Here is a 13,132-nt window from a genome sequence, read left to right as displayed (position 1 = left end):
TCTTGGAAAATCCTCCATTTATAAAAACTCTTTTATGGTATTCTCAAAGTTGAATGTTTCAAGGATAGGATAATTCTTTTGAGATATGTTAATGCCGTATTCAGGAGTACTTTTTTGACCGGGCTTATCGTAATTCCTGTCTACAAATATTTCATTAGGCATTTTCCATGTTTTCGCAGGTATGAGAAAAATATCGGGCATTTTTCCTTCCTCAAAAATTAATAGAGTTAGATATAAATTTTTATTGGTGATGTCAAATTTGCTTTTGGGTACAAAAACATATCCTTTTCCTCTAAGAGATTTTACTTGAATCTCACAAAAGCGCCCCTTTTTATCTTTAACAATAAAATCTACACCATGGTCATCCACCTCGGTTGTGTAAACTTCTAATCCATATGATGCAAACTCCATTTTTGCAAAATACTCTGCATATCTCCCTAATTGTAAAGTACTAAGTTTGGTCCAATTTGTATTTGGCACGTATTTTCCTCCTTGGTTACTGCTTTTTCCCTTTACGAGCAATTTTATATAGCATAGAATAGTAGTGGATGAGTCCTGAAGAAATTCGATTATAAGTGCTTGAATACACACAGCATAATGCTCATTTTTTTGAAACCATGTACGGAATTATCGAAGGATGAATTATATCTCATTTGCATGATCGTTCTCTGTTCGCCAAAAGAGAAAATAGATTACTTTGCTAACCTAGATGAGATAATTTTCATTAGTAGAAGGCCCTTTCAAAGCCGATGGATTTTTCTTCGAGATGCCTGGATTTCTTTCCTCGATTTTTATTTAAAACGAAAAAAATCTAGAATAAAGATGTCGATCCAATTGGAAAATTTTTCTTCTAACAAAAAAGGATTTATCGCATGACGTCATAGTCCTACATTATTTGAACAAAGAGGGACGCTTAGGAGGGAACATAACATGGAAATAGAAAAATTGAAAAAGGTCATTAAAGGGTTGTCAGAAGGGGAAGCGAAGTCACTACTATTTCATATTTTGCTTAGAGTCAATCTTTTAAAAGAAACAGAATATTCAGAAGAAGGGTTTGTTAATGATGTAAGTAAGATATATAGAACTATTTCTGATTTAACAAATGAACAGTCGGAAAGTAACCAAGAAGGAACTTTTAAGATGGTTCATATTTTTTTTGGTGATTCTCCTGCAGGTAGTTTAAAGGTAGTTTTAAAGGATTTGGGTGTACATAAAGAGGAAAATGTCATTTCTTTCGAGGATATATTTTCCATTGGTCCAATCAGGCATTTGCACGAAGAGAGTGGGAAAAAAACAAGATTTGATTGGATAAAAAATCATTTCAACCATACATATGATGAATTTTTTGAATATAAACAAAAATTCCAAAGGACGATTCATCAAATAAAATCCATTCCAGAAGGCAAATCGATTGCGATATGGGTTGCGGAAAACTCCCACGAGCAGACAGGATTACGATACGTTCTTCATTTATTAAAGGAGAAAAATAATGCAATCAAAGTGATTAACACTACAAAGACGTATGCTGAACATTTTAACCGACTTGACACCGAGTATGTTGTACTACATACAGGGGAAATACCTCCTGAGAAACTTCAAGTGATTTATGGGCAAAGTAAGCAAAAAGCTCCATTGTCACAACTTGAAAGAGAGCGATTTGAACAAGAATGGCTCAGCCTTGCGGAAAACGATGAAGCATTAAGAATATGGCAGAAAGGAAGAATATTGAGCGTCCCAGAAGATTATTACGACCAATATATGATAAACAGTGCTAAAAAGCTGCATAGCAAACAAAAGACAAATGACTTTATGAAATCGGCGAGATTAATTGGTGAGGTTCTTGGTCATTTAGAACAGTATGTAGGGGATGAGTTCTTGGAATATCGGTTAAGGAGGCTAATAGAAAAAGGGGTTTTCGAGATGGAAGGCAGTCTAGAAGCTATGAGATGCTATAGTATTAAATTGAGATCGAAAAAATGAGATAGGGTTCACACTGTTATTTTGTTTATTATTCTTACAGGTTGAATGAAATTGGCTGAGACTAATGAGGAAACCAATATTGATACGGAATAGAAGGGATCTAATAAAATGAAACAGGAGAAAAATACCTCCTGAATTTAAGTGGAATGGCCGTCTCCTTATTGGATAGACAACCTTAATTTTTAAAGAACAATCATACAAGCTATTCTGGGAGTAGCAAAAGATAAACTTGGACTTTGGAAACGCGTACCAGAAATTCATTTCCCGCTGTCACTGGTGCTATCGCAACTTCAATGAATAGAAGAGGGGACCTCTATTGGAAGATTGTTAAAGAATAGACAAACCTTTTTAGTGGAAGACGATTATAATAGAAGTATATAAAATACTACTTTTATTTCATTCGTGGTCATTGTAAAGTGGACGGGATAAAACAAGAGAGCGGAATAAAAGACGGTGTCTGATTGGTTGGTGGTATGTTTTTCTCGCTTCGACACGTCTATGAACTTTCGCAGGAATCGAACAAGAGGAGTGAGAAGTGATGTCTTCTACTAAAAAATGGCTCATTCCAAAACAACATGGAGCGTGGGCGATGCTGACCATCCCCTTTTTTCTTGGAGCTTATGCGGGAGGGTTTACTTGGTTACATATTCCGTTATTTATCGGTTGGCTGGCTCTGTATTTAGGCACCTACCCGTTATTAACAGCTATAAAATTAAAACGCAAGGAATACTTGCCGTGGTTTTATCGTTATAGTGTTGTTGCCGTCCTGATGTTTGTCATCCCCATCTATTATCAAGTAAAACTTCTTTATTTCGGTATTGCCATGGTTCCGTTCTTTATTATCAATATTTATTATGCGCGAAAGAAAAAAGAACGCGATTTTGTGAATGATGTTGCGGCCATTACAAGTTTTTGCATCGGCGGTCTTGCCAGTTTTTATATGGGGAACGGCCAATTCACTATGAATGCGTTGGAATTGTTTATGTTTTGCTTTTTATTTTTTATCGGAAGCACTTTTTACGTAAAAACGATGATCCGTGAAAAAAATAATCCTGTCTATAAATGGCTTTCCTGGGGATATCATTTATTATTAATCATTGGATTAATCTATGCGCACTACCCGTTATTTGTACTTGCTTACATACCAAGTGTCATTCGAGCCTTTTATTTATATGGAAAGTCATTGCCTATAAAGAAAATAGGACTTTCAGAGTTTGCGAACGCCATTTACTTTTTTGCCGCTATGCTTCTACTGTTTCATGTTTAACGAAAAGTGGATTTCTTTGAATGCTGTTCTATTGCCAAGTAAATGAGAAGAGGGATGAAGAGTCCCTCTTCAGGAAATAAAATCGCCAAAGAACCGGTGCGAACTTTTTGAAATTAGTTTTTTTTGAGACTTTCTCGCAATTGGTCAGCCGCTGATAATGCTTTTGGGTCTTGAAGAATATCCCCCGGTTTGTTTCCTTCACCAAGAATATATCCTTTAAAAGCGATTCCCATAAAATCAAAGATATGCTGAAACTGCTGAACGAGCGGGAGTGCCTTCAAAGTTGGATGATCTCCCCCGACCGCAATGACATACGCTTCTTTTTCAGCCATTTTCGCTTTAAAGTCAGAATATTCAGGGTCTCTTAAGGTTTGTGACCAACGATCGATAAAATTTTTCATCGTTCCCGACATGCTATACCAATAAACGGGGGTAGCAAAAATGAGAATGTCATGTGGTAAAACGCGATCAAGAACCTTGTTGTAATCATCGTTTACTTTTGGAAATCCCTCGTCTGCATGACGGCCATCTACAATCGGCCGAATGTCGTACTCATTTAAATAAATTCGTTCTGCTTCCAACCCTTCAATCGCCCGATTCGTCAGAATTTCGGTGTTGCCATTGGGGCGGGTTCCCCCGTAAATGACAGCAATGGACATGTTTTACACTCTCCTTTTTTTTATCTTTAAAGAAGTCATTTCAACTATTTTGCTCTTATGATCAATAAATAGTGAAGCCTGACAGTCCTAGTATACTATGAGAAATGTATTCCTGTCGCATTTAGACCATTCGCCCAATTTTAAATGAATTTCTTGACATAGCTATTTAGCCGTGGCGCGGCCTTTTTCCAGATTTTTTAGTCTATCGGAAATCAGAAAGCTTTGATATGGTATTGGCAAAACCAAATTGTTCTCCGCATAATGAAATGTTATATTATATAACGCAATAATGTTGCATTATTGACGATTATGTGAAATATGATATATTATATTATAAAAGCATATATGCGAAGCGTTTAAGGAAGTACTAAACGAAGTATTCAGGATATTTTAAATATTGAATAAGGTGGTGGGTTTTGGGGGTTCAAATTAGTTCAACGTAATGCCGTTTCATTGATAAAAATACATTCTTTTTATTACAGAAAGCAGATTTTGCTGAAAAACTATTTACGCATAAAGAATAAACTGTTGACACTTATTCATACTTTTTGGAGAGAGTAATGTTTTATAGGAATGGTAGATTAAAAGCAGACAATGAAAAACAACCGAATAGTACAAATGTTTTATAAAAAATATTCTGAAAAATAATATTTTTTTCAAATATTTTATTCTAAAACTCTTGGGAATGATAGCCTTTACTTTATCTCTGACAAGAATAGAAGAGGGTGAAAGGATGCAGAAAAGTGTGGAGAATTTGAGACGGGAAATAGGGCTCTTCGCATTAACGTTGACGGGATTGGGCTCTATTATTGGTTCAGGTTGGTTGTTCGGTGCTTGGAAAGCGGCAAAAGTAGCTGGTCCTGCTTCGATCTTTTCATGGATTATCGGATGTCTGATCATCATTTGTATTGCCGTTTCTTATGCTGAGTTAGGAGGTATGTTTCCGGAGTCGGGAGGAATGGTGCGCTATCCTCAATATTCCCACGGCTCGTTTGTAGGGTTTATCGCTGGTTGGGCAAACTGGATAGCGATCGTATCAGTGATTCCAATCGAAGCAGAAGCTTCCGTACAATATATGAGCTCGTGGCCATGGGCGTGGGCGCAAAATATGTATGATGGAACCCATTTGACAACGTCAGGACTAGTCTTAGCGTTCTTTTTGGTCATCGGTTTTTTCTTGCTCAACTATTGGACGGTCGGATTGTTTGCGAAAGCCAACACCATTGTCACAGTGATCAAATTTGTCGTCCCGCTATTGACCGTTATCGGGATTTATGTCGTCGGATTTAAGACAACTAATTTTACGCATGTATCCGGTGGATTTATGCCGAACGGTTGGTCAGGCGTATTGACCGCGATTGCCACATCGGGTATCGTGTTTGCTTTTAATGGCTTTCAGACACCCATCAATCTTGCGGGAGAAGTGAAGAATCCGGGACGCAACGTTCCTCTTGCCGTCATTTTATCGCTGCTTACGGCGGGAGTACTTTATTTCCTTCTTGAATTCGTGTTCATCGGCAGTGTTCCTTCCAGCATGCTGTCGCACGGGTGGGTCGGACTAGAGATGAAGTCGCCGTTTGCTGATTTGGCGTTGGCTCTTGGAATTGGTTGGCTGGCGGTTGCGATGTTTGCTGATGCTGTGATCTCGCCTTCAGGTACAGGAACCGTCTACACTGCGACTACGGCAAGAATGATTTACGGGATGGAGAAAAACGGCTACTTTCCAAAGATTTTCGGAACCGTCCATCCATTATATAAGGTTCCGCGGCCTGCCATGTGGTTAAACTTGGCTGTGTCCTATTTGTTTATGTTTTTATTCCGCGGATGGGGAGAACTGGTGGAAGTCATATCGGTAGCGACTGTTGTCAGCTATATGGCGGGTCCGGTTACAGTCATGTCTTTGCGCAAGCTGGTTCCTGACTACCACCGTCCTTTGAAAACAAAAGGTCTAGCTGTCATCGCTCCGATTGCTTTTATCGTTTCTTCGTTGATTTTATATTGGTCCAGATGGCCATTAACCGGACAAGTTTTGTTCGTCATGCTCATAGGCCTTCCGATTTACTTTTATTATGAAGCGAAGCGAGGAAAGGAAACGTTTTTGAAAAATTTCAAGGCAGGGTTGTGGCTCGTTTGCTATCTTCTCTATATGATGCTCATTTCCTGTCTCGGAAGTAAACAATTTGGCGGATATAATATCATTCCGTACGGTTGGGATATGGTAGTCGTTGCGGTCAGTGCACTAGTGTTTTATGCGTGGGCGATTCGATCCGCTTACTTCACGGATCAATTGAAAGAAGCTGAAAGCCTCAATCAGCCAGTAGAATACGAAAACGAAAGCATAAAAAAAGTGGCTCAAAATTAAAAGTAGGAATGGCTTAGTTGGCTGAATAGAATCTAGGAATCGAAAAAATACCTTTATGGGATTGAACAAATGACTTGAAGCGACACAATAAAATAATGCAAGGAAAAAACACCTCCTGAATCGAATGGCCACTCCATTCGGTTGATGGGGGTGTTTTTGTTTGGTGTCTATAAGGGCAAGAATACATTGTTGGAATCCGAAGGTGAATTTTATGTCTGGTCAAAGTTCACGTTCTCTCCATACTTTCTTATGCCAATGAAATGTTTTTGCTGTCTTATCGCTGCTTTTTCAATAAAATAGACTAGCGATCGGGAAAAAATCGGTTCCCCTACATGGTATTTTCTTTTGAGTCAACGTTTACTGACCGAGGGTTGCCTGAAATCCAGCTTACAACCACTGTCGCCACAGCATTTACGATCAACGCAATCATTCCGACGTTTAAATCTTGCATTGTCTGGGGCAAGGACGGGAACAAAGTACCAATGCCGCTGCCTGATAATGTCATATAAGCCGCCGTTGCAACCCCGGCTATAATACCAACAAACGCTCCTTGTTTCGTTACAAAATTGTTTTTCATCAAGCTGAGTACAAACGATGGGAACAGCTGCGTCACCAGACTATATCCCATGAGAAGCAAAGCAACGATCGTATTTCCTCCACGGAACGTAAAGTATAACGAAATCAAGGCAATGACAGGAACAAGATATTTCGCCAGCTTTGCAACTTGTTGGTCAGTGGCAGAAGGAGAAAATACTTTATAGACATTTTTCGATAGCAGCGTGGAAGCCGTCATTAATATCATCGAACCTGGAACCATGGCCGTCAACAGCCCGGCGGCGCCGATCAGCCCGACGACCCAAGGATCAAATGTCTGAATGGACAAACGCAATAGCGCCAAGTCGGTATCCGATCCTTCCAAATGCGGTATTTTTAAAATCGCCGCAAAGCCGACGAAAAAGACGAATAGAAGCAATAACTGATAAATGGGCAAAATAATGGCATTTTTCCGGAAAACATTGGCGCTCTTAGCCGAATATATCGAACTGAACGTATGAGGCCACATATAAAAACCAAGAACCGTCAACAGTACGGTCGAAATGAACCATGATACGCTCATCCCCTTATTCGGCAAGGAGAGAAAACCTGGATTGGTTTTTTCGATCGCTTCAAACATCGGCCGAATTCCGCCATAGTAATGAAACGGCAGATAAAGACCTAAAAAGGCGATGACAATAAGAATCGTGATGTCTTTCACTAGCGCTGTCCAAGCCGAACCGTGGATTCCTGAAATAATTACATATACTGTAACGGCAACAACGCCGATCCAAATAGCCGCCGTTTCTGAAATCGTACCATATGAAGCTTCAGAAACTATGATACCCAATCCTTTTAGCTGCAGTACCAAATACGGAATAAGTGCCAGCACCCCAACCAGAGAAACCAGCACTCCTAACGCTTGGCTGTTGTATTTGCTGGCGAAAAAATCAGACTGGGACATAAGCTGATGTTCTTTCGCATATTTCCATACTTTTGGGAGCATCCAATACGACAGAACATACGCCAAGCAGCCGTACGCGATAATGTAAAACGCTGGCCCGCCTTTGCTGTATGCCCAGCCGCTGCCTCCTAAAAAGGTAAATGTCGTATAAATTTCGCCCGCCATGAGAAGAAAGACAAAAATGGTGCCAAACCCGCGGCCGCCGACTGTCCACTGTTCCAAATTCATTTCTTTCCCTTTCCGCGCTCGTACTCCTAAGAAAAGGGATAACAGCAGGAAAACAAAAATGATCACCAACGCTGTATTCATGCTTGTTTCTCCTCCTTTACTTTTGGATCAAAATGATAAACGATCCCTATGATCACGGACGTCATGATGACCCAACCAACAAGCCAAAAGAGAATAAACGGCATGCCTAGGATATATGGAGTCACTTTATTGGCAAATGGAATCCCTCCAAGTATGCCAAGAAAAGGGAGCGCCATTAGCCAGCGAATTCCTTTCATCTTTATTTCCTCCCCGATGGAATAATAGGAAGCGGAAGCTTTTAGAACGCTTCCGCCAATAATTTAAATGCCGCATGGACAAATAGGCGTACACCGATTTCTAAAGAATCTTCATCAATCGTAAAACGCGGATGGTGGTGCGGGTAGATAATTCCTTTTTCTTTGTTTCCCGCGCCGACATAGAAGAAGCTTCCTGGTGCCTTTTGCTGGAAGGCGGAAAAGTCTTCGCCCCCCATAGTTGGGATTATGTGTTCAATCACTTCTTCGCCTAATACTTCTTTTACTGTTTCCTCAATGACGCGAGTGACATCCTCATTGTTAATAACCGGGCTATAGCCAAATTCGAACTCAAAATCATAGGTTGCACAGTGCGCTTCCGTAATCCCTTTTATAATCCGTTCTATCATTTTTGGAACTTTTTCCCTCAATGTTTTATCAAAACTGCGCACCGTCCCTTGAATTTCGACGCTTCCCGGAAGGACGTTATGTGTCGTGCCTGCGATAAATTGTGTGACTGAAACGACCAGTGGTTCGAGCGGATCGACATTGCGTGAAACAATGTACTGCAAGTTCGTCACCACTTGGGCACCGATCGCGATTGCGTCAATCGTTTGATGAGGCATTGCCGCGTGTCCGCCTTTTCCATGAATGCGGATGAAAAAGCGGTCTGGTGACGCCATCATCGGTCCATACACAATCCCGATTTTGCCGTACTCAAGCGGTGACCAAAGATGAGTGCCGATCACGACATCGACGCCGTCCAGCACGCCAGCCTGAACCATTTCCTTTGCTCCGCCCGGGAATAGCTCTTCGGCGTGTTGGAAAAGAAAACGAACTTCTCCATTAATTTGGCCGCGCAGTTTGGATAAAATTTTCGCCGTTCCCAGCAGCATAGCCGTATGTCCGTCATGCCCGCATGCATGCATCACACCTGGGTTTTTAGAAACAAAGTCAAACGTGTTTTCCTCTTGAATACGAAGCGCATCCATATCAGCTCGAATGGCCACCACTCTCCCTGGCTGATGTCCAATCAGCCGCGCTACAACACTTGTTTTGGTGGGGCGTGAAAGTTCTAAATGGCCAAATGATTGCAGCGTATCATAGACAAACTGAGATGTTTTTTCCTCCTGAAAAGAGAGCTCTGGGTTTGCATGTAAATGGCGGCGCCAAGCAATTACTTCCTCTTTCACTTCATGGACAAGCTGTTGAATGGCTACTTTGGTCATGTATTCTACCCCCCTTTTTTTGTTACCGAATGATACAAGACGCTGTCTCACAGTCGAACAGTCTCGTTTGGCGCTGTCATGCGAATGGCTGCTTGAAACGTGAATACACTGCAGCAAAGTATTTCGAACGTTGCTTGCCGCACTTTGCACCGGCTCGGTATAACACCGGCGGAGTTTCTTGCAGCCATTCGGGACATTCCGTTCTTTGGCCAAGAGCTGCGGCTGTTCGATCATCACTGTGAACTTTCCCTTTGCACCGGCACATGCAGTAAATAGAAATCCATTCGCCCAGGTTGCAGGATTTCTATGGCCTCCGGAAAAACACAGCTGTCCAGCGGTTCTGGCGATCATTTCCATTTGCGGAGATATTCTATTAATATGTGATATAATATTAATAAAAACCCGTGGTGCTAGTTGAGTGTCAGCGCTCAACCAGCCCTAGTGTGACCAAGGAATAAGCCAACAAGATGCCATCGAGTGCCACTTCAAACCCGGCAATGGAATTCGCTCGAATGTCGGTGATCCGGTATTGGTCTACGAGAATCGAAAACACCGTCTCGATGACTTTGCGTTTTTTCCTGATCCATTCTTCCCATGCCTTGGATGGGCCGTGCTTTTGATTGTGTCGAGACGGTGTCCAGAACGCGGCTTGGTGTTCTTCGTACAGCTTTTCTCGAAGAGCGTGGCTGATGTACCCTTTGTCCCCAAAGTTGTAGGGATGAGGGATTTGAGTCATCACCGTTTCAGCGGCTTTGACGTCGTGGCAGGACGCTTCCGTCACGACATAGCCCATGGCCAGCCCTTGATTGGTCACTTGAAGATGCAGCTTGAAACCGTAGTACCATTGCTTTTTGGAAGCACAATACCCCATATCCGCGATCCCTCGAAACCGCTTGACGCGCTGCATTCTTGCGGGATGGCACAACGGAAGAGGCAAGCTGTCGACGACCGCATAAGCATGGTGTTGGCCACGTTTCGCCAGCTCATGACGGATCCATTTGATGGCGAAACCAAGCGCTCGGCAGCGGCGGTTGTATCGGGAGCGTTCAAGAAACGAGCCGTTTGTGAACAAATTTCCCGTGACAAAACGATGCCAGGCTCGTTCGGAAGAAAAGCCCAGCAGCTTCCCCAAAAGGTGAACCGCCATGACCACTTCGTCTTCTTGCTTGACCAAGTGACGGTTGCGGCGATGAAGATACATTTGAATCAACGACAGTTGGGCAGAAACAAAACAGAAAATAGCGGCATATTGTTTTTGAAGTTTGGCTGGATCTGTAGTAAAATGAAAGTGCTCTTGCATGGGGGATCTCTCCTTTCGAATGTTGGGTGACACTTTCATTCTACTGGAGATCCGCCAGCAAGGGCTATTTTTATGCTTGTCTGAGTTTTATCTAGCACCACGGGTTAATAAAAATATTTGATTATTCGAATAATTACGTGAAATAAAAAATGACAAATTCCGTAAGTTTCAAACTTATTCATTCGTTATTTAACTCCCCTCCGAAAGAAGTCTCCCACTTCTAAACGAGAAGGCGCATTTGCACCAGTGAAAGTGGGAGATGAATTTCGGTTAGGCGTAGCCTAAAGAAAATCAAAGGGGGAAAGTGAAGTGATTCGATATGGCAAACAAAGCCTATAAGTTCCGTTTATACCCAACACAAGAACAAGAGCAACTTCTTGCAAAAACATTCGGTTGTGTTCGTTTCGTCTACAACAAGATGTTAGCAGAACGCAAGGAAACTTATGAAAAGTTCAAAGATAATAAAGAAATACTCAAAAAACAAAAATTTCCGACTCCTGCAAAGTATAAAAAAGAGTTTTCATTCTTGAAAGAAGTGGATTCTTTGGCTTTGGCAAATGCACAAATAAACCTGCAAAACGCTTATAAGAACTTTTTTGAAGGGCGTGCCGAATTTCCAAAGTTCAAAAGCCGTAAACACAAGCAATCTTACACAACCAATATGGTCAACGGAAATATTAAGCTAAGTAATGGTCATATTAAACTACCTAAATTCAAAAAGCCAATAAAAATGAAACAGCATAGAGAAATACCTACTGATTACAAAATAAAATCTTGTACGATTTCCAAAACAAAGTCAGGAAAATACTATATTTCGATTTTGACAGAATATGAGAAAGAAATGACTCCTGTAAACATTCAACATGTGGTTGGATTAGATTTTGCTATGGATGGTCTGTTTGTCGATAGTGAAGAGGGTAAGAGAGCCAATTATCCTCGTTTCTATCGACAAGCATTGAAAAAATTAGCGAAGGAACAACGTATTTTGTCACGCAGGAAGAAAGGTTCTAACCGTTGGCACAAACAGCGACTGAAAGTAGCGAACTTACGTGAAAAGGTTGCAAACCAACGAAAAGACTTTCTACATAAGGAATCGCACAAATTAGCGAAACTATATGATTGCGTGGTTATCGAAGACCTCAACATGAAGGGAATGTCACAAGCCCTACATTTTGGTAAAAGTGTTATGGATAACGCATGGGGGATGTTCACAACATTTCTCAGTACAAGTTAGAGGAGCAAGGGAAAAAACTGATCAAAATAGATCAATGGTTTCCATCATCCAAAACTTGTTCCTGCTGTGGTCAAGTAAAGGAGTCTCTATCTCTTTCTGAGCGTACATTTCGCTGTGATTGTGGTTTTGTGGCAAACCGTGATTGGAATGCTTCTATCAATATCAAACATGAAGGATTACGCTTATTAGGGTTAGTATAGTAAAAAGAACTCTTGGAACGAGAGGGATAGCTCGGTCTATTTCGTGTGGTTAGATACGATGACCCGAGAAGCCCCCATCTCTAAACGAAGCGTAGGTGGCGGGTAGTTCACAAAATTGCAGACAATCAGAAAACAGAATTCATTTTTTCAAGATCTTTCTACAAACATTTTTCCATCTTGAAAAAGTTTGTTGAAATAGGAAAAAGGAGCATTGTTTTTTATATAGGGAAAATGCTCCTTTCATAAATAAGATGTGATGAGTGTACAAGAAATGTAGTAAGAAGTTCTGTTTATTCAAACGATGAACACCGTTCGGTTTTTGATGAGAATTTTTCTTTTATTGGATAAATGCGTTATTCAACCGCGCTAATAGTTTTCCGAATATTTCGCATTCTTCTTCTGTCCAGTCTTCCAACCATTGATTGTATCTGGATAATCGTATTTTTTTGTCCATAGCAAGTTTCTCTTTTCCCGTTTCGGTAAGGTGAAAAAGAGTGGCTCGTCCATCGCTCGGATCTGCTAAACGTTCGATTAGTCCTTTGGATTCAAGTGAGGCCGCTTGTCTGCTGACGGTTGAAATATCAAGTTTCAGCACATCGGCCAGTGTCTTCAGCCGTGCGGATCCTAATTTATCGAGTTCTCTTAGCAGTAAATAAGTGGCTCGTTCAAAAACGCCCACTTTTTTATCGGTATGATCTAAATAAGTGGCAAGACGAACAAAGGTTGTCATTTCATATTCAATTTGTTCAATGGCTCGTTTCTTTTTTACCAATCTTCTATTCCTCCTTAAATTGGCGCCGCTTTCAAATTTCATATTCATTGACAAGGAAAAAATATCATTTTATAATACTAATAATGTAGTTGTATTATACAAGTATTTGATGATGCTCTATGTCTATC

General features: G+C 40.9%; 10 protein-coding genes and 1 pseudogene. 4 read left to right on the top strand and 7 right to left on the bottom strand.

The window, feature by feature from the left end; all coding sequences use genetic code 11:
- Positions 1-18 precede the first annotated feature (18 nt).
- Positions 19-480, bottom strand: a complete 462-nt coding sequence (locus N1I87_RS15285) for a DUF4365 domain-containing protein (protein ID WP_341102719.1) — start codon at positions 478-480, stop codon at positions 19-21.
- 450 nt (positions 481-930) lie between these two features.
- On the opposite strand from N1I87_RS15285, the gene N1I87_RS15280 reads away from it, so the two are divergent.
- Positions 931-1,980: a DUF1835 domain-containing protein gene (locus tag N1I87_RS15280; RefSeq protein WP_341102717.1), complete on the top strand. Its 1,050-nt coding sequence runs from the start codon at positions 931-933 to the stop codon at positions 1,978-1,980.
- A 538-nt stretch (positions 1,981-2,518) separates the two neighbouring features.
- Positions 2,519-3,247 (top strand): YwiC-like family protein, encoded by a 729-nt coding sequence (locus N1I87_RS15275; protein WP_341102715.1) that lies wholly within the window; start codon positions 2,519-2,521, stop codon positions 3,245-3,247.
- 113 nt (positions 3,248-3,360) lie between these two features.
- Here the strand turns inward: N1I87_RS15275 and N1I87_RS15270 are convergent, their stop codons facing one another.
- Positions 3,361-3,906 carry a flavodoxin family protein gene (locus N1I87_RS15270; RefSeq protein WP_341102713.1) on the bottom strand — a complete coding sequence of 182 codons (546 nt, stop codon included), beginning with the start codon at positions 3,904-3,906 and terminating at the stop codon, positions 3,361-3,363.
- A gap of 745 nt (positions 3,907-4,651) precedes the next feature.
- On the opposite strand from N1I87_RS15270, the gene N1I87_RS15265 reads away from it, so the two are divergent.
- A complete protein-coding gene (locus N1I87_RS15265) occupies positions 4,652-6,268 on the top strand; it encodes an APC family permease (protein ID WP_341103441.1) in 1,617 nt (538 codons plus the stop codon).
- A 328-nt stretch (positions 6,269-6,596) separates the two neighbouring features.
- On the opposite strand, the gene N1I87_RS15260 is transcribed toward N1I87_RS15265, so the two are convergent.
- The 4 genes from N1I87_RS15260 to N1I87_RS15245 form a co-directional block, all read right to left on the bottom strand.
- Positions 6,597-8,075 carry a sodium:solute symporter family protein gene (locus N1I87_RS15260; RefSeq protein WP_341102711.1) on the bottom strand — a complete coding sequence of 493 codons (1,479 nt, stop codon included), beginning with the start codon at positions 8,073-8,075 and terminating at the stop codon, positions 6,597-6,599.
- A complete protein-coding gene (locus N1I87_RS15255; RefSeq protein WP_340396869.1) occupies positions 8,072-8,272 on the bottom strand; it encodes a DUF3311 domain-containing protein in 201 nt (66 codons plus the stop codon). The genes N1I87_RS15260 and N1I87_RS15255 overlap by 4 nt, the downstream gene beginning before the upstream one ends.
- Positions 8,273-8,313: 41 nt before the next feature.
- Entirely contained in the window at positions 8,314-9,498 is a 1,185-nt protein-coding gene (locus N1I87_RS15250; RefSeq protein ID WP_340396886.1) for a M20 family metallopeptidase, read from the bottom strand.
- Between the two features lie 421 nt (positions 9,499-9,919).
- Positions 9,920-10,798 carry an IS982-like element ISGsp1 family transposase gene (locus N1I87_RS15245; protein WP_011231214.1) on the bottom strand — a complete coding sequence of 293 codons (879 nt, stop codon included), beginning with the start codon at positions 10,796-10,798 and terminating at the stop codon, positions 9,920-9,922.
- A 319-nt stretch (positions 10,799-11,117) separates the two neighbouring features.
- On the opposite strand from N1I87_RS15245, the pseudogene N1I87_RS15240 reads away from it, so the two are divergent.
- Positions 11,118-12,232, top strand: a pseudogene (locus tag N1I87_RS15240) (RNA-guided endonuclease InsQ/TnpB family protein).
- Positions 12,233-12,569: 337 nt separating this feature from the next.
- Here the strand turns inward: N1I87_RS15240 and N1I87_RS15235 are convergent.
- A complete protein-coding gene (locus N1I87_RS15235; protein ID WP_340396884.1) occupies positions 12,570-13,046 on the bottom strand; it encodes a MarR family winged helix-turn-helix transcriptional regulator in 477 nt (158 codons plus the stop codon).
- Positions 13,047-13,132 lie beyond the last annotated feature (86 nt).

Origin of the sequence: Bacillus sp. FSL W8-0102 (assembly GCF_038007225.1) — a bacterium.
GTDB classification, from domain to species: Bacteria; Bacillota; Bacilli; order Bacillales; family DSM-4216; genus Bacillus_O; species Bacillus_O smithii.
Note: the sequence above shows the minus strand (reverse complement) of the source record. Positions and strands in the feature narration are given on the sequence as shown.